The 25,658-nt window shown below is 46.8% G+C and carries 26 protein-coding genes; 22 read left to right on the plus strand and 4 right to left on the minus strand.

Annotated features, from left to right (window positions below):
- Nucleotides 1-29 precede the first annotated feature (29 nt).
- The 12 genes from glpK to NFR99_RS07215 all read left to right on the plus strand — a co-directional run bounded on the left by glpK (nucleotide 30) and on the right by NFR99_RS07215 (nucleotide 8,603).
- On the plus strand, nucleotides 30-1,520 hold the full coding sequence (gene glpK, locus NFR99_RS07160) for a glycerol kinase GlpK (RefSeq protein ID WP_251353294.1): 1,491 nt from the start codon (nucleotides 30-32) through the stop codon (nucleotides 1,518-1,520).
- Nucleotides 1,521-1,596: 76 nt separating this feature from the next.
- The gene (locus NFR99_RS07165; protein WP_251353295.1) at nucleotides 1,597-1,860 is read left to right on the plus strand and encodes a hypothetical protein; all 264 of its coding nucleotides are present in this window, start codon (nucleotides 1,597-1,599) and stop codon (nucleotides 1,858-1,860) included.
- 65 nt (nucleotides 1,861-1,925) lie between these two features.
- Entirely contained in the window at nucleotides 1,926-3,224 is a 1,299-nt protein-coding gene (locus NFR99_RS07170) for a dihydroorotase (RefSeq protein ID WP_251353296.1), read from the plus strand.
- Nucleotides 3,221-4,147 carry an orotidine-5'-phosphate decarboxylase gene (pyrF, locus tag NFR99_RS07175; RefSeq protein WP_251353297.1) on the plus strand — a complete coding sequence of 309 codons (927 nt, stop codon included), beginning with the start codon at nucleotides 3,221-3,223 and terminating at the stop codon, nucleotides 4,145-4,147. The genes NFR99_RS07170 and pyrF overlap by 4 nt, the downstream gene beginning before the upstream one ends.
- Before the next feature lie 157 nt (nucleotides 4,148-4,304).
- On the plus strand, nucleotides 4,305-5,084 hold the full coding sequence (locus NFR99_RS07180; RefSeq protein WP_251353298.1) for a dihydroorotate dehydrogenase electron transfer subunit: 780 nt from the start codon (nucleotides 4,305-4,307) through the stop codon (nucleotides 5,082-5,084).
- Nucleotides 5,081-5,986, plus strand: coding sequence for a dihydroorotate dehydrogenase (locus NFR99_RS07185; RefSeq protein WP_330642161.1), 906 nt, complete (start codon nucleotides 5,081-5,083; stop codon nucleotides 5,984-5,986). The genes NFR99_RS07180 and NFR99_RS07185 overlap by 4 nt, the downstream gene beginning before the upstream one ends.
- Nucleotides 5,987-6,655: 669 nt before the next feature.
- Nucleotides 6,656-6,868 carry a hypothetical protein gene (locus tag NFR99_RS07190; protein ID WP_135976171.1) on the plus strand — a complete coding sequence of 71 codons (213 nt, stop codon included), beginning with the start codon at nucleotides 6,656-6,658 and terminating at the stop codon, nucleotides 6,866-6,868.
- 142 nt (nucleotides 6,869-7,010) lie between these two features.
- Nucleotides 7,011-7,313 carry a DUF6788 family protein gene (locus tag NFR99_RS07195; protein ID WP_135976172.1) on the plus strand — a complete coding sequence of 101 codons (303 nt, stop codon included), beginning with the start codon at nucleotides 7,011-7,013 and terminating at the stop codon, nucleotides 7,311-7,313.
- Nucleotides 7,310-7,801, plus strand: coding sequence for a DUF3990 domain-containing protein (locus tag NFR99_RS07200; RefSeq protein ID WP_251353299.1), 492 nt, complete (start codon nucleotides 7,310-7,312; stop codon nucleotides 7,799-7,801). The genes NFR99_RS07195 and NFR99_RS07200 overlap by 4 nt, the downstream gene beginning before the upstream one ends.
- Nucleotides 7,801-8,040: a hypothetical protein gene (locus NFR99_RS07205; protein ID WP_135976174.1), complete on the plus strand. Its 240-nt coding sequence runs from the start codon at nucleotides 7,801-7,803 to the stop codon at nucleotides 8,038-8,040. The genes NFR99_RS07200 and NFR99_RS07205 overlap by 1 nt, the downstream gene beginning before the upstream one ends.
- A 2-nt stretch (nucleotides 8,041-8,042) precedes the next feature.
- A complete protein-coding gene (locus NFR99_RS07210) occupies nucleotides 8,043-8,255 on the plus strand; it encodes a DUF3791 domain-containing protein (protein WP_251353300.1) in 213 nt (70 codons plus the stop codon).
- A gap of 36 nt (nucleotides 8,256-8,291) precedes the next feature.
- Nucleotides 8,292-8,603, plus strand: coding sequence for a hypothetical protein (locus tag NFR99_RS07215; protein WP_251353301.1), 312 nt, complete (start codon nucleotides 8,292-8,294; stop codon nucleotides 8,601-8,603).
- Here NFR99_RS07215 and NFR99_RS07220 read toward each other — a convergent pair.
- Complete coding sequence (locus NFR99_RS07220; protein WP_330642164.1) at nucleotides 8,592-8,921, minus strand: helix-turn-helix domain-containing protein; 330 nt, start codon at nucleotides 8,919-8,921, stop codon at nucleotides 8,592-8,594. The genes NFR99_RS07215 and NFR99_RS07220 overlap by 12 nt on opposite strands.
- 78 nt (nucleotides 8,922-8,999) lie before the next feature.
- Between NFR99_RS07220 and NFR99_RS07225 the strand changes: the two genes are divergently transcribed.
- Nucleotides 9,000-14,093, plus strand: a complete 5,094-nt coding sequence (locus NFR99_RS07225; protein ID WP_251353302.1) for a beta-N-acetylglucosaminidase domain-containing protein — start codon at nucleotides 9,000-9,002, stop codon at nucleotides 14,091-14,093.
- A gap of 17 nt (nucleotides 14,094-14,110) precedes the next feature.
- Here the strand turns inward: NFR99_RS07225 and NFR99_RS15550 are convergent, their stop codons facing one another.
- The gene (locus NFR99_RS15550; protein WP_120484188.1) at nucleotides 14,111-14,668 is read right to left on the minus strand and encodes a lysoplasmalogenase family protein; all 558 of its coding nucleotides are present in this window, start codon (nucleotides 14,666-14,668) and stop codon (nucleotides 14,111-14,113) included.
- A 215-nt stretch (nucleotides 14,669-14,883) separates the two neighbouring features.
- Nucleotides 14,884-15,897: an ABC transporter substrate-binding protein gene (locus NFR99_RS07230; protein ID WP_251353303.1), complete on the minus strand. Its 1,014-nt coding sequence runs from the start codon at nucleotides 15,895-15,897 to the stop codon at nucleotides 14,884-14,886.
- Nucleotides 15,898-16,156: 259 nt separating this feature from the next.
- Here NFR99_RS07230 and NFR99_RS07235 point away from each other — a divergent pair, with 259 nt between their 5' ends.
- A complete protein-coding gene (locus NFR99_RS07235) occupies nucleotides 16,157-16,555 on the plus strand; it encodes a PH domain-containing protein (protein WP_251353304.1) in 399 nt (132 codons plus the stop codon).
- A 49-nt stretch (nucleotides 16,556-16,604) separates the two neighbouring features.
- Here the strand turns inward: NFR99_RS07235 and NFR99_RS07240 are convergent, their stop codons facing one another.
- Nucleotides 16,605-17,237, minus strand: a complete 633-nt coding sequence (locus tag NFR99_RS07240; protein ID WP_251353305.1) for a DedA family protein — start codon at nucleotides 17,235-17,237, stop codon at nucleotides 16,605-16,607.
- A 160-nt stretch (nucleotides 17,238-17,397) separates the two neighbouring features.
- On the opposite strand from NFR99_RS07240, the gene NFR99_RS07245 reads away from it, so the two are divergent.
- The 8 genes from NFR99_RS07245 to NFR99_RS07280 all read left to right on the plus strand — a co-directional run bounded on the left by NFR99_RS07245 (nucleotide 17,398) and on the right by NFR99_RS07280 (nucleotide 25,477).
- Nucleotides 17,398-18,180, plus strand: a complete 783-nt coding sequence (locus NFR99_RS07245; protein WP_120487010.1) for a ZIP family metal transporter — start codon at nucleotides 17,398-17,400, stop codon at nucleotides 18,178-18,180.
- 128 nt (nucleotides 18,181-18,308) lie between these two features.
- A complete protein-coding gene (locus NFR99_RS07250; RefSeq protein ID WP_251353306.1) occupies nucleotides 18,309-18,632 on the plus strand; it encodes a hypothetical protein in 324 nt (107 codons plus the stop codon).
- Entirely contained in the window at nucleotides 18,616-21,180 is a 2,565-nt protein-coding gene (locus NFR99_RS07255; RefSeq protein ID WP_251353307.1) for an efflux RND transporter periplasmic adaptor subunit, read from the plus strand. Before NFR99_RS07250 ends, NFR99_RS07255 begins: the two co-directional genes overlap by 17 nt.
- A 2-nt stretch (nucleotides 21,181-21,182) precedes the next feature.
- Nucleotides 21,183-21,854, plus strand: coding sequence for an ABC transporter ATP-binding protein (locus NFR99_RS07260; RefSeq protein WP_251353308.1), 672 nt, complete (start codon nucleotides 21,183-21,185; stop codon nucleotides 21,852-21,854).
- Nucleotides 21,851-23,032 (plus strand): ABC transporter permease, encoded by a 1,182-nt coding sequence (locus tag NFR99_RS07265; protein ID WP_135976183.1) that lies wholly within the window; start codon nucleotides 21,851-21,853, stop codon nucleotides 23,030-23,032. Before NFR99_RS07260 ends, NFR99_RS07265 begins: the two co-directional genes overlap by 4 nt.
- 190 nt (nucleotides 23,033-23,222) lie before the next feature.
- Entirely contained in the window at nucleotides 23,223-24,044 is an 822-nt protein-coding gene (locus NFR99_RS07270; RefSeq protein WP_120487127.1) for a basic amino acid ABC transporter substrate-binding protein, read from the plus strand.
- A gap of 19 nt (nucleotides 24,045-24,063) precedes the next feature.
- A complete protein-coding gene (locus tag NFR99_RS07275; RefSeq protein WP_120487129.1) occupies nucleotides 24,064-24,744 on the plus strand; it encodes an amino acid ABC transporter permease in 681 nt (226 codons plus the stop codon).
- Nucleotides 24,734-25,477 (plus strand): amino acid ABC transporter ATP-binding protein, encoded by a 744-nt coding sequence (locus NFR99_RS07280; protein ID WP_120487131.1) that lies wholly within the window; start codon nucleotides 24,734-24,736, stop codon nucleotides 25,475-25,477. The genes NFR99_RS07275 and NFR99_RS07280 overlap by 11 nt, the downstream gene beginning before the upstream one ends.
- Nucleotides 25,478-25,658 lie beyond the last annotated feature (181 nt).

Consider the following 25,658-nt stretch of genomic DNA (forward strand, 5'->3'; position numbering starts at 1 on the left):
AACTTTTTATTGAATTTTGGAGGTAGGGTATGGAGAAATATATTATGGCGCTGGATCAGGGGACTACCAGTTCCCGGTGTATCCTGTTTAATAAGCAGGGAAAGGCATGCAGTACGGCACAGAAGGAGTTCCGGCAGATTTTTCCGAAGCCGGGCTGGGTGGAGCATGACCCGATGGATATCTGGGCTTCTCAAATCAGCGTTGCGGCAGAAGCGATGAGCAAGATTGGAGCCGGGGCGGAGAATATCGCGGCTATCGGTATCACGAACCAGAGGGAAACCACGGTTGTGTGGGAGAAAGAAACGGGAAAGCCGGTGTGCAATGCCATCGTCTGGCAGTGCCGCAGGACAGCAGAACTGGTGGACGAGCTGAAATCAGAGGGCTTTGACAGGATAATACGGGAAAAGACAGGACTAATACCGGACGCGTATTTTTCGGCGACGAAGCTGAAATGGATTCTTGACCATGTGCGCGGGGCTCGGGAACGTGCCGTGCGCGGCGAGCTGCTGTTCGGGACAGTGGACACCTGGCTGATCTGGAACCTGACGAACCGGAGAGTGCATGTGACGGATTACACGAATGCATCAAGAACGATGCTGTTTGATATACATAAGCTCCGGTGGGATGATGAGATTCTGGAAAAACTGGAGATTCCCCGGCAAATGCTGCCCGAGGTGCGTCCCTCCAGCGAGGTCTATGGGTATACGGAGGATTGTATCTTAGGCGGGGGAATCCCTATCGCGGGCGCAGCGGGAGACCAGCAGGCGGCTCTGTTCGGGCAGTGCTGTTTTGAGCCGGGGGAAGCGAAAAATACTTATGGGACGGGATGTTTCCTGCTGATGAACACGGGAAGCAAGGCGGTGGAGTCGAAGAGCGGGCTGCTCACGACAATCGCTGCGAGTGCGGACGGAAACATCCGCTATGCTCTGGAGGGCAGTGTGTTCGTGGCGGGAGCAGCGATCCAGTGGCTGCGTGACGAGCTGCGCATCATCGACACGGCGGCGCAGTCAGAGGAATATTGTATGGCAGTAAAGGACACCAATGGAACTTATGTAGTGCCTGCGTTTACGGGGCTTGGCGCCCCATACTGGGACTCATACGCCCGCGGCACGATCCTGGGGCTGACCAGAGGGACGCGCAGGGAACATTTGGTGCGGGCTGTCGTGGAGTCCCTGGCGTATCAGGCGTCGGATGTGATTGAGGCGATGGAGAAGGATTCCGGTATCCATTTAAAGACTCTGAAAGTGGACGGCGGAGCCTGTGCGAATGATTTCCTGATGCAGTTCCAGGCAGATATCCTGAATGTACAGGTGGCAAGGCCGGAGTGTATCGAGACGACAGCGCTGGGAGCGGCGTACTTGGCGGGGCTTTCCGTGGGCGTCTGGAAAAACCAGGAGGATGTGTGTGAGAACTGGGCGCTGCAGCGTACATTTTGCCCCGATATGGCGCAGGAATACAGGGAAGAGCTGCTGGAGGGATGGAAAAAGGCGGTGCGGTGCTCGTTTGGATGGGCGAAATAAAAGTTACTGTGAATGGAGTGAATAGTAATATTTAGAAGTCCGTTGTGAAAAACAATAAGATTAGGGCTGTTTTAATTTGGCAATTTTATGTTATACTAATGGTACGATGCAGAAAGGGGTGGTGCCAGTGGAGACAGAACGTGTGGACAAGGAGAAGCTGATTTTGGCAGTTCAGGCGGCAGTGGGGGTTTTGTATATTATCCTGGTGGTGCGGAGCAGCCTGAAAGGGCAGTCGCCGAAGATGAAAAAGGTGCTGGCAAAGCAGGCGAAGCGGATTGATAAATTGAACCGCCTGGAGTATAAGCAGGCGAAGCGTGAAATCCGGCGTAACAGACAGTAAGGATAAAGTGTTACAATCCGGCGCCACACGGAGAAAAGATTTAAAGCAAGGAGGAGGCGTGAATTATGGGCATATTAATTAAAGGCGGGAGGGTCATCGACCCGGACACAAAGACGGATGGGAAATATGATATTTTGCTTGAGGACGGAAAAATAAAGTCGGTTGCCAAAGAGATAAAGGAGAAGGCAGAGCGTGTGATTGACGCGTCAGGCTGCTATGTGATGCCGGGGCTGATTGACATGCATGTACACCTGCGGGACCCGGGGCTGACGTATAAGGAGAGCGTGGAAAGCGGGGCTCGGGCAGCGGCAAAAGGGGGATTTACCACCATCATTGCCATGCCGAATACAAAGCCTGTTACGGATGACAGGGACAGGGTTGGCTACGTGATGCGCAAGGCGGAGATGCTGGTGCCTATTCATGTCCTTCAGTCTGGAGCTGTGACGAAAGGGATGGAAGGAAAAGAGCCGGCAGACATCGAAGGTATGGTGAAAGCAGGCGCGCCTGCCATCACAGAGGATGGAAAGTCTGTAATGGATTCAGGGGTCTATCGGGAAGCCATGAAAGAGGCGAAACGGCTGGGAATCCCGGTGCTGGCGCATTGTGAGGATATTAATCTGGTGCAGGGCGGCGTGGTAAATGCTGATAAGAACATGGAAGCGCTGGGGCTAAAGGGCATCAGCAATGCGGTGGAGGATATCATCGTGGCACGTGACATCATGCTGGCGAAGGAAACAGGCGTGCATCTGCATCTGTGCCATTGTTCTACAGAGGGAAGCGTGGAGATGGTGCGGCAGGCCAGGGCAGAAGGGGTATCTATCTCTGCGGAAGTGTGCCCTCATCATTTTACTTTGTCTACAGACGATATAAAAACTGCTGACGCTAATTACAAGATGAACCCGCCTCTTCGGACGAAAAAGGATGTGGAAGCCCTGCGGAAAGGGTTGGAAGAAGGTGTCATGGATGTGATTTCCACAGACCATGCGCCCCACAGCGCAGAGGAAAAGAGCCGCCCGATAGAGGAAGCGCCTTTTGGAATCGTGGGACTGGAGACTTCTGTGGCGCTGACTTTGACGGAGCTGGTGGATACGGGCATCCTGACCCCTATGCAGATGGCAGAAAGAATGAGCTATAATCCGTCCAAAATCCTGGGACTTGGCCGAGGCTCCCTGGCAGAAGGGAAACCTGCGGATGTAACGATTATTGACCCTGAGACAGAGTATATCATTGAGCCGGAGTGTTTTGTTTCAAAAGGCAAAAATACGCCTTTCGGCGGAAAGAAAGTAAAAGGACAAGTTGTGGCGACTATCTGCGGAGGCGAGGTAGCATACGCACGCAGCTTAGAGGAGGACACAAAGAAATGATACAGAAATTAATCAGCAATATACAAAAGACAAATGCTCCCATTGTGGTGGGGCTTGACCCAATGCTGAGCTATATTCCAGAGCATATCCAAAAAAAAGCGTACGCTGAATTCGGGGAGACTCTGGAGGGTGCGGCCGAGGCGGTATGGCAGTATAATAAAGAAATCGTAGATTGTACGTATGATTTGATTCCGGCAGTAAAGCCGCAGATTGCTATGTATGAGCAGTTTGGCATAGAGGGTTTAAAAGCCTATAAGAAAACAGTGGATTACTGTAAAGAAAAAGGTCTGGTAGTTATCGGGGATGTGAAGCGGGGAGATATCGGTTCTACATCTGCCGCTTATGCGGTGGGGCATCTGGGGAAGGTTCAGGTAGGAAGCAGGACTTATGCCGCTTTTGATGAAGATTTCGCTACGGTGAATCCATATCTGGGAACGGACGGAATCAAGCCGTTTCTTGATGTGTGCAGGCAGGAGAAGAAGGGAATTTTCATTCTGGTAAAGACATCAAACCCTTCCAGCGGCGAATTCCAGGATCAGCTTATTGACGGAAAGCCGCTGTATGAGCTGGTTGGAGAGCATGTGGCAAAATGGGGTGAGGAGTGCATGGGCGATACTTACAGCTATGTAGGAGCAGTGGTAGGCGCTACTTATCCGGAGATGGGAAAGGTTCTCCGTAAAATCATGCCAAAATCCTTTATTCTGGTACCGGGATACGGCGCACAGGGCGGCAAAGGCAAAGATTTGGTACATTTTTTCAATGAGGACGGGCTGGGCGCAATCGTAAATTCATCCAGAGGAATCATTGCCGCTTATAAACAGGAAAAATATGCAAAATTCGGGGCGGAGCATTTTGGGGAGGCTTCCCGGGCAGCTGTGGAAGATATGGCGGCTGATATTGCTCAGGCGCTGGAGAGCAGATAATTATAGTAACCGTCCGGTTTTGCCGGGCGGTTATAGTCAACAGCCCCGCTGTAAGCAGTGAGGTATTAGACCCTCGCGGCATTCGCTAAATATCCGCACAGGTGCGGCTGCCGGGTTCATTGCCCGCGGGAATAAATACATAGCAGGAGAGAAAAGTATGCCAGGTAAATGGAAAGAAACCGCAAAAATTGTAGGACAGACAAAAATCGGAAAAGGGATTTACAGCATGTGGCTGCAGACAGAGGAAATTGCCGGACATGCAGTGCCGGGACAGTTTATTTCCGTGTACTGCCGGGATGGAAGCCGTCTGCTGCCCAGGCCAATCAGTATCTGTGAGATTGACAGGGAGATGAAGCAGCTGCGCATTGTGTACCGGGTGGCGGGAAAAGGTACAGAAGAATTTTCGAAGCTGGAAACGGGCGGCAGCCTGGAAATCATGGGGCCGTTGGGAAACGGTTTCCCACTTTCACGGATGGAAGAGAAACATCATGCCATGCTTATTGCAGGCGGCATCGGGATTCCTCCGATGGTAGAGCTGTCAAAGCAGCTGCCAGGTGGGAAAAGCATCGTAGTGGGATACCGGGATGAGCTGTTTCTTACAGAAGAACTGGGGAAGAACGGCAGCGTATTTACCGCTACAGAGGATGGAAGCGCCGGGACGAAGGGAAATGTTCTGGATGCTGTCAGGGAAAATGACATTCAGGCAGATATTATTTATGCCTGCGGTCCTACACCGATGCTGCGCGCATTGAAAGCTTACGCACAGGAAAAAGGGATTGAGTGCTGGATTTCCATGGAGGAGCGCATGGCGTGTGGAATTGGCGCGTGCCTGGCCTGTGTCTGTCAGTCGAAAGAGGTGGACGGGCATTCTCATGTACATAACAAACGAGTATGTAAAGAAGGCCCGGTATTTTTGGCGTCGGAGGTGGAGTTATGATTGATACGAGAGTAAATATTGCCGGAGTGGAGCTGAAAAACCCTGTGATGACTGCGTCCGGGACATTTGGCTCCGGCGCAGAGTATAGTGAATTTGTAGATTTGTCCAAGCTGGGGGCAGTGGTAACAAAGGGTGTGGCAAATGTGCCGTGGCCGGGGAATTCTACGCCACGGGTGGCTGAAGTATATGGCGGTATGCTGAATGCCATCGGGCTTCAGAATCCGGGTGTCGATGTGTTTGTGGAGCGGGACATTCCGTTTCTCAGGCAGTATGACACAAAGATTATCGTGAATGTATGCGGCAGGAGTACAGAGGACTACTGTGAGGTAGTGGAGCGTCTCGGAAGTGAGGACGTGGATTTGCTGGAAATCAACATTTCCTGTCCGAATGTCAAGGAGGGCGGAATCGCTTTCGGGCAGAATCCGGCATCTGCGGAGGCTATCACAAAAGCAGTGAAGCGGGTGGCGAAACAGCCTGTCATTATGAAACTGAGTCCAAATGTGACGGATATTGCGGAAATGGCGAAGGCCGTCGAGGCGGGAGGTGCGGATGCGGTTTCCCTGATAAATACTTTGACAGGGATGAAGATAGATATCCACCGCCGTGCCTTTGCCCTGGCGAATAAGACCGGAGGATTGTCCGGCCCGGCAGTAAAGCCTGTGGCGGTGCGCATGGTCTATCAGGTGGCAAATGCCGTGAAACTGCCGGTGATTGGCATGGGAGGTATTGCGACGACAGAGGACGCCCTGGAATTTATCCTGGCGGGAGCCACGGCAGTTTCCGTCGGAACGGCGAACTTCTTTCGGCCTGCGGCGACGCTGGAGATTGCAGCGGGTATAGAAGAATATATGAGGAAATATAAGGTGGAGGCTGTGACGGAGTTAATCGGTGCGGTGAGGTAGATAGAATTGATTTCCAGAAAAGCGTAGGTATGTGCTTTGTTTACCAGAGCATGATGAAAGTTTCAGTATAGGCGTAACAGAGGCAGGAATGTCTATCCAGGGCTGATATTGAAAAAAATCAGACTGCTCTGGTAAAATTACCGCAAGAATAAATTAATAAATAAAAATAGTATTGAAAATATAAAAAAGATATAATAAAATATTACTATCACAATTGTCTGATTGAGAGAGGAGAAGAATTAAGCATGTGCAAAAAGTAACTAAACCAATGAAACTGTGCAGAGGAGGTTTTATTATCATCCTTCTATGACGGATTATTTTAAATCTTATTCAATTAGTGATACAAGTGTCTGCGACATTACTTATACGGATCCCAGCTTAATTAGTATTGTTGCAAAAAAGCCCGGAAAAGCAGTGGTTACATTTTATGGGGAGTTTAGGGATTATTTTATTTATGTTACAGTAGAAGAACCAGCGTCAAAGTAACTTTTTGTAATGGTCTGTAATGGTCTGTAATGGTCATAGTAAAAACTCTTATCTGGATGTCGGACAATTAGGATATTTACATGTTTAAAGGGAGGCTGCAATAGAAGGGACCTGTTGACAAAATACCCCCAAATGGCTTTCAGTATGGTATGATTATGATATCAATTGAGGGAGGTCATTTTTATGATGGGAAAACAGAACGGACAAATTCAGATAGCAATTCTGGATATTGATTCTATGATTCCAGAAGATCATCTTTTGAGACAAATTAAAGACGAGGTTTTGACAAAGTTTTTCCGATTGCAATTCCGGCTCGAAAGTATGGAACGGGAGCATATTTATTTCAGGGGACATACCGACTGTATTTCGTATCTGAAAAAGGTCATGGCATTGTAAATTGAATATTTCAGCATAAGCGGTATGGGAATTTCCTGTACCGCTTTTTACATACCGAAATTGACTTTTCTTAGAATTTGAACAACAACCTATTGATATTATTCGCCTTGTTGTGTATAATAGAGATAGGCAGGTGATGGAATTGAATTTGATTTTGCATACGGTTACGCAGGAAAAGCAGAGAATTGAATATATGCTGCTGAAATATCAAAATGAATTGTCCTCTTTGCCGAGGGGTACGATCTCGGAAAAGACAGTTGGCGAAAAGACCTATTACTATCTGAAATACAGGGACGGCAAAAAGGTCGTTTCGCAATATGTCAGTAAAAAAGAAATAGAAAATGTGCGCGCTCTTGTAGAAAAGCGGCGGCACATTGAGACAATGGTGAAATCCTTGCAGGAGGAAAAAGCGATTGCGGATAAAGTATTGGAGGGTGCGGTATGATTTTATATCACGGTAGCAATGTGCTTGTTTCCGAACCGAAATTGATTGAGCAGAATAGGTTTCTTGATTTTGGGTTTGGATTTTACACGACAACAAATAAAACGCAGGCAATAGGCTTTGCGGATAAGGTGACAAAGCGCCGTAAAGAAGGTGACAAAGCCGTCAGCGTTTATGAAATTGACGAAGCCCGCGCTTTTCGTGAATGTTCCGTCCTGCGGTTTGACAGTGCAAATGAGGCTTGGCTGGACTTTGTATCAGAAAATCGTTCCGGCAATTATACGGGAAAAGCCTATGATTTCATTTTCGGCCCCGTTGCGAATGATGATGTTTATACCACATTTACGCTCTATTCCGCAGGCGTACTTACAAAGGAACAGACTTTGGAGGCATTAAAAATCAAAAAGCTGTATAATCAGTTGGTTTTATCAAGCGAAAAGGCACTTTCCTATCTAAAATTTATCGGGATAGTCCCGCAGGAGGAATTGTAATGGGAGAAGAAAAATTTGGTGCTGTTATGGGCGTGCTTGTAGAGCAGATCGTTCACCTGATTACTGAAAACTATGCGTATGACGAAATGATTGCTTCAAACGAGTTTTACAATTCAAAGGTTTACGCCCTATTGGAACAGGAAGATACGAAGCTGTGGCATTTCAGTCCTCTTACCCTGTTCAATATGTTTGACGAAGAAAAAAAGACAGGCAGTTTTGAACTGCCGGAGGAGGCTTGATTATGAGCAGTCAAGGAAAATTTATGATTTATTGTGCTGAGCAATACAAGTTGGCAAAGCACCTGACGGGCAAGCAGCTTGCGGAGCTTTTCAGCCGTTACCGTGTATGGGAGTATGTTTACTCTTGCTATGAAGCCCTGCATACGACAGGTACAAACTATATCATTGAGGATATTGATTTGTATATCGAAGCACGCAAGCCTGCTATGGTGTGATAAAATTGAGGCAAATAAAAATGGATATGTTTTCATTTGATTCTGAAATTAGACGGCTTTATTATTGTTGGCGTTGATGAAGAAACCGATTATTCTATTTGTGATGTTACAAATGATTCAAACAGAAGAAGAACCCAAGACATTGTTGCATTTTTGCGTGAGAAAAAATTTGCCGGCGGTATTCGCCCCAAATTGCAGTATACTGATAGAAACGCTGTCCTTTTGCTCCGTTTACAAGGCATACGGAGGGAACAAATTTCACATCAATCTGTATGCGCTGGCCGGGATGCTGCATCTGCTCATAAGGTTTTGCGGCATACTTGGGATTGGCGGGTTTCACAGCCATGATCCCCTGCTTACGAAGGAAGCGGTATAACCCCGGAATAGAACGGGAATAGCCGCCTGCATGAGTTTTACCCAGAAAACAACCAGTCCGGCATCAGGATTACGCCTGCGCATATCGGTAATGAGTTTGATTTCCTGGGGCGTATGCTGGTTCGGATGGTGATGAGGCCTGCGGGAACGGTCACGCAAAGACTCGACAGAGCCGTCATAACGGCGCTTCCACCGATAGATATACTGTCGGTTGGTCTTATATCTTATGGCAGCTTTGGCATATATGCATATTTCATAAAAAGCATTGACGCAAGGAGGGAAAATTGTTATAGTTTATATAACTGGCATTGTTTATGAAACAGTGTAGTATATGTGAAGTGACAAGAATTCTCAAAAAGGAGGAAAAAGATGAAGAAGTGTAACAAAAAGAAGGGATGGGGAATCCACGTTTTAAGTGTGTTTATGCTTATGCTGGCGTTCTGTCTGCCTGTATCAGCCGGAGTGCAGGAGGGAGAGGGTGAATATGAAGTTTACCCTACGCCTCAGAATGTTGTGTATGGAGATGGCACAGTGGCTCTGACAGATCAGATAAATGTGACATATGGCGACACGGTTGACGCATATACAAAAACAAGAGTTTTAAATACATTAGAGGTACTGGATCTTGAAGCGAGTACGTCATCTGCAGCAGCAAATGTGAATCTGATTGTAGGTGTATACGGTCAGGCGGGAGATCCTGCGGCTGCTTATGGTGCTTCTCATAATGTAGACGCGTCGATTTATGAAAAGTATGATGCATATACCCTGTGGATTCAGGGAAAGGATATCGTTATTCTTGGAAAAAATACAGACGCGGCATATTATGGCGTTACTACGCTGAAGAGAATTTTTGAGCAGCTGGATGGTAAAAGTGTCAGAGAGTTGACGCTGAAAGATTATGCGGAGATTGAATTCCGAGGATTTATTGAAGGATACTATGGAAATCCCTGGTCACATGAGGATCGTATGGATTTGATGAAATTCGGCGGTGAGATAAAGATGAACCAGTATGTGTTTGCGCCGAAAGATGATCCATATCATAATGCACAGTGGCGGGAGCTGTATCCTACGGAAGAAGACCCTAACGGCAGTGACATTACAGATATTGAGGCGCTGGCAAAAGCGGGGAATGAAAGCAAATGCTTTTTTGTATATGCATTGCATCCGTTCCAGAACAGTCCGCTCACAGAAGCGAATTATGCAGCAGACTTGCAGGTGCTTAAAAACAAACTTGCGCAGGTTATTGAGGCAGGCGTAAGGCAGGTTGCGATTCTGGAGGACGACGCCAGTGCAAATGGAAGATGGACGGCAACGACGTTGTCACGGCTTCTGACAGATGTAGAGAATTGGCTGAAGGAGATGAAAGATACATATCCGGATTTAAAAACGGATCTTCTTTTCTGCCCGGGCTGGATGGCTTATGAGAATTCTATGACGAACTCAAATGATGGGGATGTTCAAAAAATAAAAAGTATCTATGAAAATAGCCCGGATGAAGTTCGAATTGTAATGACCGGAGGAAAAGTATGGGGAGAGGTAAACGAGCCATTCTCTGATAATTTTTATGCCCGGATGGCAGAGACGAGCAAAGGAGGAAGTTATCCATATCTGTGGGTGAACTGGCCTTGTAATGATAATACGCATAATAGCCTGATTATGGGCGGACATAATACAATCTTACACACACAGGTAAACCCGGACAAATTCCGTGGGGTTATCCTGAATCCAATGCAGCATTCCGAACCGTCTAAAGTGGGGATTTTTACTGCATCGGACTACTGTTGGAAAATTTGGGATGAGCCGGAGGAAGGCGATCAGGCATGGGATGACAGTTTTAAGTATATTGATCATATGACGCCGGTGGAATCTGAAGAGTCTAACGCGTTGCGTGAAGTGGCTAAGCATATGATTAACCAGAAACCGACGCAGTCACAGGTTCAGTTTGAAGAGTCGGTAGAGATTAAGGATCAGATTTTAGAGTTTACGGAAAAGATGAAGGGAGGAACACTTACTTCAGAGGATATCACGGAGATGCGGGCAGAATTCAAAAAAATTGATGATGCCGTAAAGCTGTATTTAGAGAGAGGCACGAACAGGCGCATAGCAGGACAGATGGAGCCATTTATGAACAGTTTTTCTGATACTCTTCAGGCTGATATCAATCTGCTGGATGCCCTGGAGGCGATTTCTGCCGGGGATCATGCTACTGCATATGATAAGTATTCACAGGCCATGACTCTGAATGAACGTTCCCAGACATACAGCATTTGGTATGTTAATCATTACGAATATGCTTTAGGCGGAAGAAAGTATATCAAGCCTTTTACAGAAACAGCGCTGCGTTATCTTTCTGATGAGATGAAGAAAATTGTCGATCCTGAGAATATCCCGTTTGAAAAGGAATTGATTTTTCAGGTAGGAGGGAGCACTACGGCATCTTCAGTGGAGGGAAGCCCGGCAAATGCTATGGACGGCAGTATGGCAACTACCTATTTGATAAAAACAAACCAGAAGGTAGGGGATTATATCGGAATAGCTTTCAATATGCCGGTGGAAGTTAAGAATATTCAGCTTGCTCTTACTGTGGATGGGCATCTGGAGGATTATTTCTATGCCGGAAAAATGGAATATACAGAAGATGGAAAAGTCTGGAAAGAATTTACAGAGGAGTTGCAGCCAGAGAGTGGAACTGAAGTGAAGATGGAGCTTCCGGAGGCTGTGACGATAAGAGGGTTCCGCTGGAAATGTACAGATTTGGGCGGTAAAAACCGTTGGCTTGGAATCAAGGACGTGGGATATAATGTGAAGGAACAGCAGCAAATAACTGCAGAAAAATATACGGCGGCTTTTTCATGTACTTCCGGATGGACCGTAACAGGAGGTTCTTCCGCAGCGAATATAACGGATGATGATGAGAGCAGCTACGTATGGTATAACCCGTCTACCGGAACAAAAGATACCACCCTTGCGGGAGACTATATCCAACTTGACTTGGGAGAAGCGAAACCGGTAGGACGCGTACGGGTACTAGTCGGCGCCGGAGATGGTGATAAATGGACAGAGTATCATCTGGAGCATTCTGTAAATGGAACAGACTGGACGAGTTTACCAGCATATACGGGCGTAACGTCAGGTATGGATACTTATCAGGTAAGCCTTAGGGGGGCGTCTGCGAGATATTTAAGATTAGTAAATAATGTGACTTTGAACAAATGGGTAAAATTCTGTGATTTTTCTGCCTATGATTATGTAGAAGAGGAAGAAGAGCCAGAAGGCGATATCATGGATTATACAAATACAAAGGATGAAAAGTGGAGAGTGGAATACGGATATGAATCTTCGAAAGTATTCCCCAGGGAGAATGCCACTTTGCAGCCGGGAGAGTATATCGGACTGAAACTCAGCAGAATCCGTGCCGTGAAAGAAATCAATGTCGCAGGAGCGGGAACAGAATCCCTGATATTGGAGAAATCCATAAACAGGCAGGAATGGAAAGAGGCAGATAAAGAAGGTGCAGCTCGTTATATTCGATTGATGAATAAAGGCAGTCAGGCAGTTACTTTCAGTTTGGATACATTTGTGGTAACATCAGACGAGATTTTCCCGATTAGCTTTTTGGATTCGAATATAGGGAATACGGATTCGAATCAGGATGCCAGAAGCTTGAAAACAACAGGAAACTGGCTGGATGGAGACCTCTCTACGGCAGCAAAATATACTGCGGCACCAAGTGCAGGCTCTTATGTGCTTTATGATTTAGGACAGGAAATTACGATAAAATCCCTTAAGGTATGGGTTAGTTCGGGAGCTAAAGATTATCCCCGCGATGCAAAGATTCAGGCATCGCTTACAAATGGCGATGCGGCTGAGTGGGAAGATATTCTTGTGATAGGGGATGGCGTAGCAGACGACAGAGACTCTTCCTTTGACAGAACTCCAACTCAGAATGGCTGGACAGCCGGAACCGGGGCTGTAGGCGTGAACTATGCTTATCAGGCAACACAGGAGCCCACACCCGTAAGAGCGAGATATCTGCGTCTGTACTGTACGGCAGCAAATGCAGGACGCTGGGTAGAACTGAATGAGATTGAGATTAATGACGGTGAGTATATGCCGACAGCTATTGATCCTACCTTTGAGACAGACGCCACACAGGAGGAAGGGTTTGAAATTTACAGTTTGAATGATGGAAACCTGACCACAACTTTTAGTCCGGCGGGCGAGGATAATCAGAGCGGATATTTGATTTATCATTTATCAGATACCGTTGAGGTGGGGCAGATTAATGTGCTGCAAAGCGGAAATAAGATTAGCCATGCGAAAGTCTCTGTGCGTATCGGAGAGAATGAATGGAAGCCATTGGGAACGATGGATAAGAGCCTTTCTTCTTTTGATACGACAGATTTGGAAGCTGTTTATGCTGTAAAAATAGAATGGGAGGGTATAAAACCTGTTCTCTATGAAATTTCTATACAGTTAGGACCGAAGCTGAGCGCTGCTGAGGAGAGCTTTAAAGCAGCAGATAGAGAGATCGCAGCGGCAGAATCAGCGTTGAAAGGTATTGATGCTCAGATCGCAGCGGCAAAGACTAAGGTGGAAACAGCATCGGATGCAGAGGCTAAGCTTCGGGCAGAAGTTGAACTTCAGAATTTGTACGTGCAACAGGCGGAAAAAGCGGCAGATTTAGCTGCAAAGAAAGCAATTGCGGCAGAAAAGGCAGCAGAAGTAGCAAGACTCCAGGCAGAAAAGCTGCGAATGAGCACGCGGACTGCCGGAACGGCAGAGGAAAAGGCTGAACTGGAGACAAAAGCACAGCAGCAGGATGATGTTGTGAAAAATGAGCAGGCAGAATATAAGGTTCAGAAGGCAGCTGAAGCTAAAAAGAAACAAGAGAAAGCAAACTATGCGGAGATAGCTGCAAAGAAGCAGCAAGAATTGAATGTATTTTTGGATAACAAAAAACCTTCGGTTCCGAATCCGAATCCTAACCCTAACCCTAACCCGGGCCCAGGGCCAAATCCGATACCAACACCGGTCAAAGACTTTACATACAAAAATGTGAAGTATAAAGTCCTGAATGCTTCTGCTAAGACAGTTGCTGCAGTGGGCGTACAGACAAAGAAAGTGAAATCTGTCACAATCAATACGGCAAAAGAGGCGAAGAGCGGAGTAACTTACAAGGTAGTTCAGATTAACGATAAAGCTTTTAAAGGCTGCAAGAAGCTGACAAAAGTGACAATCGGAAATAATGTGAAGAAGATTGGTAAGGAAGCGTTTGCACAGTGCACGAGATTAAAGACTATCAATATGAAGAAGGCTTCCGGCATTACTTCTATTGGCAAGAAAGCGTTTACCAAGATTCAGGCGAAGGCTAAGATTACGGTTCCGGCGAAGAAACTTAAGAAATACAAGAAGCTTTTGAAGAAAGCCGGAGTACCGAAAAAAGCGGTTATTAAGAAATAAATAAAGGGCAAGAACAATCAGAGCGGCGGGGGATTCCCCGCCGTTTGCCGTGAAATCATAAATTGGGACGGCAGGTAAAAGAACCAGAGAATATTTGACGAGAATGAGGACCAGGCGGCCGGAAGCAGATTCAAATATTGGGGAAGATTGGCAAAACCTACATGAATATCGCAGAGGAACATAAGCGTAAGCGCCGTAAGCAGGCTGAAATTTTTCTGGTGTTTGGCAAGTGAGATGTTGGCATATAGAAACCCGATGTAAATGGCAGCAGGCAGCAGAATGATTTCGGAAAAATATGCCAGTGGGAGAAGAAAGAGTAGTGCAAAAAGAGAGTTTTTTAGAAGGGAATTCCAGTTTCCGCCTAAAAACAAACGGTAGCAGAGCTGTACCAGGCAGAAGAGCAGTATACCGGTAAGGAAATAGTTTGTAAAAATCAGAAAGTAATCCGCACATGCAGTAAAAAAAAGCGCGCAAATAACGAAACGCATCTGAGGACGGTTCTGAAGAGGGCGGTTTTTGAGCAGGCAAAATAGAAAGCACGAAAGAATAAAACTATATTTTATAATGGAATACAAGCGGCACCTCCTGAGATTTTACCTGGAGTATAACCGCTTATTTTTAAAATATACGGTAATCAGGAATGCGGCGTTTTTTAGGGGAGAAGAGCCATAGAAAAAATGGAAAGGTTTGCATTTAGAAAACGCCTCAAGAAGCTGAAGTTTCCGGAAAAATATAACCGGAAGCCATAGCCGGGGAGGCGTTTTGAGGATTCACACGTGAAACCGGTAATTTACCTGCTGTTTTTAGAAGCAGCTTCGGCAAAGTCAGTATTGACAAGTTTATCATAGGGAGCGCGTTTCTTTAATTCTCCGGCGCTTTCCAGAATATCCTGCAGAAGTTCAAAGCTGGCCTTTTCAAATATGAGCGTATCGTTCCAGGTATCCTGTTCAGCATAACGCCGGACAATTGCTGTAATGGTATCTAAATCTGTTTCTACAAACTGCGGCCGGATTACCTGGGCGATTTCTTCTGGCGTATGGGAATTCACATAGTCCATTCCGCGCTGGAGGGCATCTGTGAATTTTTGGATAACCTCAGGATGCTCATCTAAATAGCTTGCTTTGGCAGAATAAGCGGTGTATGGAACGTAGCCGGAATCCACGCCAAGGGAAGCCGCTACGTATCCGACTCCTTCCTGTTCCAATGTGGTAGCTCCCGGTTCAAACTCTACCGTGTAATCCCCCTGTCCCCCGGTAAAGGCGGCGGCAGTAGATCCAAAATCTATGCTCTTGTCAATGGAAAGATCAGAATCGGGATCAATGCCTTGCTGTTTTAAGATATACTCAAATACCATTTCCGGCATACCACCATTCCGACCGCCTAAGACATCAGTACCTTTTAGCTGCTCCCAGGTAAAATCAGGCATTTCCTTCCGGGCGACCAGAAAATTGCCTGCTCTCTGGGTAAGCTGCGCGAAATTGACGGCGTAGTCCTCAGCGCCTTCATTGAAAGCATAAATGGAAGATTCCGAGCCCATAAATCCGATGTCAGCTTCGCCGGAGACAAGAGCGGTCATAGTTTTATCTGCTCCAAATCCGGTAACAAGAGTTAAATCAATCCCTGCATCTTTAAAATATCCCTCTTCGATTGCTACATACTGTGGCGCATAAAAAATGGAATGCGCTACTTCGTTGAGTGTTACTTTTGTCATTTCTTCTGAAGAATTCTTGCCGGTTTTACATCCTGTCAGCAGAATTCCTACCAGTGCAAATACACCAAGATACAAAAAGCTTTTTTTTCTCATTCAAAATGCTCCTTTATTCATGGTTCTATCTTACCATATGCGTAAATGGGGAAGTGGTTACAAGTTACTGTTTATGCAGCCTGCAGATTTGTTATGTACGACGCAATATTATGTAAAAATTGTGGAAGAAGATAAAAGTAGATGATATAATAAATTGTAAACACCGGTTTCGAGAGGAACAAAATAGGATTTTGAATTTTTGTGAGTGCTCTGAGGAAAAGATTCCGGCGGGATGGAAGTGTAAGGATGGAGGATGGCTATGAAGATACGTGGTAAAATTGCTGTATGGTTTTGGATAATATATCTGGGAGGAACTGCCGGGATGTTATATGAATTGTTCTTTTCCCGGGACAGCCTGGCAGCGCTGCTTGTAGGATTCGTGATATTTCAGGTAGTATTTCTTCCTATTTTGATGAGGAATTATGTTCGGGTGGAAAAGGATGTTCTGACAGTTTGTTTCGGTTTTGGGAAAGACAGCGTTTCTATTGAGGAAATCCTGGAAGTGTACAGCACGCATGATCCGATTGCATCGAGCGCTGCGTCTCTTGACCGTATCGTAATAAGAAGCAGAAGAAAGGAAATGATGTGTGCTGTACAAGAGAAAGAAAGGCTGTTTGGCGAGCTAAAACGTATAAATCCCAAAATACGGTTCAGATGAATATACAGACTATTTTTTATGTACAAGAACAGATGGAACAGGCATAGGCTTATTCCATCTGTTCTTTGTTTTTTGAGAGGGCTCTTTTCTTTATAAATATGATGACAGCGGTGCAGGCAGCCCCGAACAGAATGAATTTGGCAATACCGGAATAAGAAGCCAGATATTTTACAATAATATCCCAGGATTCTCTGGCGGCGACGCCAACCCATACGAGTACGGTGTTCCACAGAAAACTTCCAAGAGTGGTCAGCAAAAGGAAGGGAGCGAGACTTATCCGTGCGAATCCGGCGGGAATAGAAATCAGGCTGCGTACCATAGGAATAAAGCGGCAGAAAAATACTGTGCTGATTCCAGTGTGGTTGAACCATTCTACCGCTTTGTCTACGTCATCCGGATAGAGATGAAGCAGTTTTCCAATACGGCCGTTCAAAATACCTTTCAGGCGGCGGGGAGGCAGCAGGTATCCTACGCCATAGAGTACAATAGCGCCGATCAGGGAACCGGCTGTGGCAGCCAGGATTACCGCCCAGATATTCAGGCTGGTATAAGTGGTCATGAAGCCGCCGAAGGTCAGGATAACTTCTGATGGGATAGGCGGGAAAATATTTTCGATGGCGATAAGAAGGGCGACTCCCCAGTAGCCGTATTGCTGCATGATAGAAATAATCCAGTTTTGCATAGAACCTCCAAAAAGGTTTCTTTCTTTGAAATATATGTATGTACAGAGCCGGATATTACGGATAGTGTGCCGTTTTTGGGGAATAAACATATTATAGAAACAGAGCCGCTGACATCCGGCATTTCCGGATAGCAGCAGGGTAGAGATAAGGGAGGACAGTATGGATAAAAATGTGATTTTGGGTGTGCTCATCCCGTTTTTTGGAACGACTCTTGGGGCAGGAATGGTATTTTTTCTGAAAAAGAGAATGGGGGCAAAGCTTGAGAAATCTCTACTGGGATTTGCAGCGGGGGTTATGATCGCAGCGTCCGTATGGTCGCTGCTTATTCCGTCTATCGGGATGGCGGAGGAGCAGGAAGTGGTACCGTGGGTTCCGGCAGCGGCAGGATTTTTGCTGGGAGTCTTGTTTCTGTTGGCTCTTGATATGTTGATTCCGCATCTGCATCTGGATAATGAGAAGCCAGAGGGTGTGAAATCAAGCTTGAAAAAAAGCACAATGCTGATGCTGGCGGTGACGCTCCATAATATTCCGGAGGGAATGGCAGTTGGGGTGGTATTTTCCGGTTTATTGGCGCAGGACGCCTTGATATCGGCGGCGGGAGCATTTGCATTGTCTATTGGGATTGCCATACAGAACTTTCCGGAAGGAGCAATTATCTCTATGCCTCTGAAAACCGGAGGAATGTCAGGAACAAAAGCATTTCTATACGGAACGGCATCAGGGGTAGTGGAGCCGATAGCGGCAGTGGCGACAATCCTGTTGACAGGCATTATTTATCCGGCGCTGCCGTACTTGCTGTCTTTTGCGGCGGGAGCAATGATTTATGTAGTGGTGGAAGAACTGATTCCGGAGTCTCAGGCAGGGGAAAATACAGATATTGGCACGATTGGGGTGGCATTGGGATTTGCACTGATGATGGTTTTGGATGTGGCGCTGGGATAAACTACCGGTTTTAATCCCAAATTTTTTTCAGGAAACTGCCACAGGATTTTCAATATTTTCCCATAAAACAGACAAAAATTCCGCTTATGCTAAAGCAAAGAGAAAATAAATGGAAAGGATGTTTGCGTATGGCAAAGAAAAGACTAGGGGCAGTGCTTTGTCTGGCAGCAGCGCTGATGATGGCGGGATGCCAGGGCGGAGAAAAGACGCAGAATCCGGCAGGGGCGCCGCCGGGACAGGTAAGTAGCACAGAAGACGGGCAGCAGGAAAACAGCATCATGGGAAAAGTTACGGCAATAGATGAGAGAGGAGAGGCCAAAGAGGCATCTGCGGAAGATGTTGAGGAAGGAACATTCGTCCGGGTCATGATGGATGGTGATACAGCCGTTTCCGTCACGATTATGAGAATGGAACAAAAGAATCGGGAGGGCGGAAATGAAACGGAAAAATAAGAAAAAAAAGATTATCATAATAGCAGGTATCCTGGCGGCGGTTTTCATAACGGGGACAGGAACATGGTATTTCATTTCCAGAACCGGGAAGGTAAGGGCAATGGTTCCAGTGGAAGCTATGAGCACGAAAGTGCAAACAGGGAATCTATCTACGACAGTAGTGGGGACAGGGACACTTAAAAATGATACGGCAAATGCAGTAAAAATTCCCGATGGGATTACGGTGGATGAGGTGATGGTTGAGAGCGGCGATGCAGTGAAGGCCGGAGAGGTGCTGGCAATTGTAAACCAGGCGTCAGTAACCAAAATATTGTCCCAAATCCAGGATGAACTTGCAGAGCTTGATGAAGAAATCAATGACACAAAAGGCGATAAAGAGTCTGCATATATCAAAACTTACATAGCGGGACGGGTAAAGAAGATTTATGCGGAAACAGGAAAAAATGCGTCTGCTGTCATGCAGGAAAAAGGTTCTCTTCTGGTGTTGTCTATTGATGGAAAAATGGCAGTCAGCCTGGAGGGAGTATCTGGCATGGGTGCCGGGGATGATGTGACAGTGCGTCTTTCCGACGGTTCAGAGAAAGAAGGAACAGTGGAAAGTGCGTCAGAAAAATCCAGCGTTATTACCTTGACAGATAATGGGACATCGGTCGGTGAAAAAGTTACGGTATTGGATGAAAGCGGAGAGGAGATAGGCAGCGGAGAGCTGTATATCCATCAGCCAATAGAGATTACAGGGACAGCCGGGACTATTTCTGAAATAGTAGCGGAGGAAAATGAGGAGGTAGGCGCTGGGGATACGCTGGTAAAGCTTACGGACTTGCCGGATTCCTCAGAATATCAGCAGCTTTTGGATAAACGCAGTGAGCTGACGGAAACTTTAAAGGCGTTAGCGCAGCTTTCTGCTCAAGGCACAATACAGGCGGAATATGATGGCACGGTGGAGAGTGTTTATGTGACGGCGGAAGAAACAGAAGGAAACAGTACAGATGGATACAGTACAGGAGCATCTATTGGAAACGGCATGGCATCAGTACAGGAAAAAGCAGGATTTGTCCTAACAGCGGAATCTGTTCAGAGTACCCCACAAAAAGAGGGCTTTACATTTGCAAATACTTCTGAAACTGAGAAGAGTACCGAAGAGGCTGGCGTGACAGCGGTTACAGACTTGATGGCAGTGTTTCAGGAACTGGGTATCGCAGCGCCTGTAAAGGGGGAAATTCCGGTATCAGAGATAGAAGAAACAGGGCAATATACCGGCAGCATCCGGTGGACGCCTGCAGATGGAATCTTTGCAGCACAGACTGCTTACACAGCAGAAATAGAGCTTATAGCAAAAGCAGGGTATCAGTTTATGGCTGTTGACGGGGCAGAGGTTTCTTTTCCGGGCGCGCAGACAACTGTCTGGGAAATCGGGGAACAGTGCGAAGGCAATACATTGAAATTGAGTCTGGCATTTCCTGAAACAGAAAAAGAGGAAGAGAGTGAGACGCAGGGAAGCCAGGAGAATCCGGGCGATATACAGAATCCGGATAACCAGGAGAACCAGGGCGGAAGCCAGAACGGACAGCAAGGCACGGACGGAGGCGAGGGGAATCAGCAGAACCAGAATAGCGGTCAGAAACAGAATAGCCAGCAGAATCAGAATGGCGGGCAGGGACAGAATGACAGCCAGAATCCGAATAGCCAGCAAAATCAGAATGGTGGGCAGGGACAGAATGACAGCCAGAATCCGAATAGCCAGCAGAATCCAAATAGCGGGCAGGGACAGAATAGCCAGCAAAGTCAAAACGGAAGCCAGGGTGCCATAAGAACGCAGGCAGGCGTATCCGGAGGAAGCCTGGCAGGGGCGTCAGCGAGCGCTGTAAGTACAGCGAGCCAGGCGTCGTCAAACGGAAACGCAGAAGAGACGGCGGACTCTTCTATGGTCACGGTATTTACGATTTCAAAAAATGAAAATGTATTGCTTTCGGTAAATATTGATGAGCTGGATATCCTTTCCATTCAGGAGGGACAGAAAGCGGCTGTTACGCTGGATGCGCTGGAAGGGCAGGAGTTTGAGGGGGAAATCACCAAAATCAGCCGAACAGCCAGTAATAGCGGCGGCGTTACGAAATATACGGCAGAGGTCACAATCCCAAAGGAGGAATCTATGCTGGCAGGGATGAATGCATCGGCAGTGATTACTATTGAACGTAAAGAAAATGTATTGACACTCTCAGCCGACGCCTTACAGGAGAGGGGAAACCGAACATTTGTCTATACGGAAACCGGAGAGGATGGGATGCTTTCAGGGGAAGTAGAAGTAGAGACGGGAATTTCAGACGGAACGAATGTGGAAATCGTCAGCGGCCTGGAATCAGGACAGACGGTATACTACCACAGGGTGGCAAGCGAGAATGAAGGTGAAGAAGGGTTTGGCGGAATGATGATGAACGGAATGCCAGGCGGAGGAATGCAAAACATGGGAGGTGAAAGGCCGGATAAGAGCGGCGGGCAGCCTCCGAGCGGCGGCTTTGGCGGTCCGGGCGGACAGAGGGGTGAGTGACGATGATTCGATTTCATGATGTTTCGAAAATATATCATATCGGAGGGGAAGAGGTGCATGCGCTGGATCATGCCAGCATGCATATTTCCCCTGGAGAATTTGTCAGTATTATCGGTCCGTCGGGAAGCGGAAAGTCTACCATGATGAATATTATCGGCTGTCTGGATGTGGCAGACAGCGGTGAGTATTTGCTGGACGGACTTCCGATTGAGCAGTATTCGGAAAGAGAGCTGACAAGAGTACGTAACAGAAAAATCGGGTTTATTTTCCAGAATTTCAATCTGATTCAGCGGATGACGGCGGAGGAAAACGTCGAGCTTCCCCTAATTTACCAGGGAGTACGGACGGCGCAGCGCAGGCAGCGTGTACGGGAAGCCCTGGAGAGGGTCGGGCTGTCAAAGCGCGGGCATCATAGGCCGACAGAGCTATTCGGCGGCCAGCAGCAGCGAGTGGCGATTGCCCGGGCGCTGGTCACGGAGCCGTCGCTCTTTTTGGCAGATGAGCCTACCGGAAACCTGGATTCCAGAACCGGGAATGAGATTATGGAGCTGTTTCATGAGCTGCACGAGCGGGGGAATACACTGGTATTAATTACTCATGATGAAAAGGTCGCGCAGCAGGCATGCCGAAGGATACGGATTTTTGACGGACGTGTAGAGGAGGTGGACGGATGATTTTTCAATCTCTGAAAATGGCATGGAGCGCTATTCTTTCTAATAAAATGCGTTCTTTCCTGACTATGCTTGGAATTATCATAGGGGTAGTTTCACTGGTAGTTCTGGTATCTATTGTAAGCGGCGCTACAGATTCGGTAACGGAACAGATTAATAGCATTGGCACGAATCTGTTGACAGTACGGATTACAGATGATAAAGAAAACCCACTGAAGCTGTCTGAACTGTCAGAAATTGCGGAGAAAGAGGAAATCGGGGAGACTGCGCCCATCGCTCAAACCGGGGCGACGGCAAAGAGCGGGTATACCAGCGATGACATCACCGTGTACGGCACTACGGGAGCTTACTATAATATTCAGGGGCTTACCCTGGCGGCGGGACGTTTCCTGAAAAAAAGTGATATGGATAACAACACCTATGTGGCAGTTCTCAATCAGACGGCAGCAGAGGAAATATTTGGGACAACAAATGTAATCGGAGAAGAAATATCACTTGACGGAAGGGGATTTCGGATTGTCGGCGTGCTGGCGGAAGAGGAGTCGGCAGTATCTTCACTGACAAGCGGGACATTAGAGGCATATATTCCTTATACTACGATTATCCGCATGGCAGACAATATTTTTCATATTACGTCTTTCTATGCTTCTTCTGCGGATGAGGATAGTATGGATGCGGCAGAGAGCACGCTGAAAACATGGATGCTGGAGCGATTTGGGAACGATGAGGATGCGTTTACGATTATTAATCAGTCAGCGCTGATGGAAACTATGGGCAGCGTTACCAATACGCTGGCGCTGATGCTTGGGGGCATTGCGGGGATATCCCTGTTGGTGGGAGGTATCGGAATCATGAATATTATGTTGGTGTCCGTAACAGAGAGAACGAAAGAAATCGGCATTCGTAAAGCTATAGGCGCGGGACGGGCAAGTATTATGATGCAGTTTTTAATAGAAGCTCTTATGGTAAGCCTGATGGGATGCCTAGCAGGAATTGTATTGTCTGTGGGTATCCTGTACCTTGCAGGGATGGCAATGGAGGAGATGAGTTTCCACATTTCCATGGGAGTGGTATGGGTGGCCGTGGGATTCTCTGTGTTGATAGGGGTAGTATTTGGTATCTACCCGGCCGGTAAAGCGGCAGGAAAACCGCCAATCGAGGCGCTGCGGTATTCGGGATGAAAGCTTCCGAGAATACGGTCTATGTTCATATGTAGAAGTACAAACGGTTTTTTATGTAATAAAATGATGTTTTATGCAATGGGCAGTTGACAATCCTTTCAATAGATGTTAAATTTGAGACATGTTCAGCTACGTTCTTAAATGAGCGACTGGGCATGTTCATCATGTTGACATATAAGGAGGAAAAATTATGAAAAAATTAATCGCAGCAATGCTCGTGGGTACGATGGTATTTTCTTTAAGTGCCTGCGGAACAAAGGAGACAGCATCAACAGACGCAGCTACGGAGGCAGCTACAGACGGAACTACAGAAGCAGCTACAGACGCGGCAGAAGAGACAGAAGCTGCTGAAGGCGGCGTACTGGTAATGGCTACAAATGCAGAGTTTCCGCCGTACGAGTATTATGAAGGCGGCGAGGTTGTCGGCATTGACGCTGATATCGCAAGGGCGATTGCAGAGGATATGGGTATGGAACTGAAAATTGAGGACATGGCATTTGATTCCATTATCGCAGCTGTACAGTCAGGAAAGGCAGATTTCGGCGCAGCAGGCATGACGGTGACAGAGGATCGTCTGGCAAGCGTTGATTTTTCTGATACATATGCAGAGGCAAAGCAGGTTATCATTGTGAAAGAGGGCAGCGAAGTAAAATCTGCTGATGATTTGGCGGGAAAAACTGTAGGCGTACAGCTGGGAACTACAGGCGATATCCTGGCAGACGAGATTGAGGACGGTACAGTAGAGCGTTACAATAAGGGCGCAGAGGCTGTTATGGCGCTTGTTCAGGACAAGATTGACGCAGTTATTATTGACAATGAGCCTGCGAAAGTATTTGTTGCTGAAAATGAAGGCCTGGTTACGATTGATGATGCATATGAAAAAGAAGAATATGCAATTGCATTAGATAAAGGAAATACAGAACTGCTGGAGAAGATTAACGCATCGATTAAGAACCTGAAAGATTCCGGCAAGCTGCAGGAGATTATTGACAGCTATATCAGCGCAGAGTAATTGAAGGGAAAAGCAGGCCATGACAGATAAGTTTTATTTAAACTTTATTAAAGATGACAGGTGGAAATATATTGTTGAGGGACTGGGCGTTACCCTGCAGATTACTTTTGCAGCCGTAATTATCGGCATTGTTTTAGGGTTTCTGGTGGCTGTTGTAAGGGCTACTTATGATAAAACCGGGAAGCTTAAGGTTTTAAACTGGATATGCAATGTGTATCTGACGGTATTCCGGGGCACCCCGATTGTTGTCCAGCTTATGATTATCTATTACGTGATTTTTGCCAGCATGGATATCAGTAAAGTGGTGGCGGCAATCTTGGCGTTTGGTATTAATTCCGGCGCTTATGTGGCAGAAATCATTCGAAGCGGTATTATGTCTATTGACAATGGGCAGTTTGAGGCGGGCAGAAGCCTGGGCTTCAATTATATCCAGACAATGTGGCATATTGTATTGCCCCAGGCTCTGAAAAACGTGCTTCCGGCTTTAGGAAATGAGTTTATTGTTCTCTTGAAAGAAACTTCAGTGTCCGGTTATATTGCGCTGCAGGATTTGACAAAGGGCGGGGATATTATCCGAAGCCGTACATATGACGCGTTTATGCCGCTGATTGCCGTAGCGCTTATTTATCTTGTCATGGTTATGGTATTTTCCAAGCTTTTGGAAGTGCTGGAGAGGAGGCTGAGAAACAGTGAACGATAATGGGGCTTTGATTCGGGTACAGGATTTGGTAAAGACCTTTGGCGGTGAAGTCCATGCGCTCAATGGAGTAACGGCCGACATAAAGTCCGGCGAGGTGGTCTGTGTCATCGGGCCGTCCGGCTCCGGAAAAAGCACATTCCTGCGCTGTTTAAACCGTCTGGAAGATCCGACGGGAGGGCATATCATCTTTAACGGCGTAGATTTGATGGATAAAAAGACGGACATCGATAAGCATCGCCAGAAGATGGGGATGGTGTTCCAGCATTTTAATCTGTTTCCGCATATGACGATTTTGAAGAATATGACTCTCGCACCCATGAAACTTCAGGGAAAGAGTAAAGAACAGGCAGAGAAAGAAGCGATGGCGCTTTTGGAACGGGTAGGGCTTGCCGACAGGGCAGAAGCATATCCGAGCCAGTTATCCGGAGGCCAGAAACAACGTATCGCAATTGTACGCGCGCTTTGTATGAAGCCGGAGGTGATGCTTTTTGACGAGCCGACTTCTGCGCTGGATCCAGAGATGGTGGGAGAGGTGCTAAACGTTATGAAAGACCTTGCCAGAGAGCATATGACTATGGTGGTCGTTACTCATGAGATGGGGTTTGCCAGAGAAGTAGCTGACAGGGTTATTTTCATGGCGGAAGGGAAAATCGTGGAAGAAAACGCTCCCGAAGAGCTGTTTACGAATCCACAGACAGAGAGGCTTCAGAATTTCCTGAGCAAAGTTATTTAAAATAGAATGGATATATTATTATAGAAAGAACTGCTGCAGACGCGGCAGTTCTTTTTCGCGAAAATAGTGGGCAGAGTATTTTCGGGAGAACTTGCGGCAGTTTAGTTTGTAAATTGCGGTTTGTCGGGGAGTCTGTCTTTTACCCCAGATAGTCACGGAGCCGACAGTCTCTATGCTTACC

It is taken from the genome of Hominisplanchenecus murintestinalis, from assembly GCF_943193015.1.
Lineage (GTDB): Bacteria > Bacillota > Clostridia > Lachnospirales > Lachnospiraceae > Hominisplanchenecus_A > Hominisplanchenecus_A murintestinalis.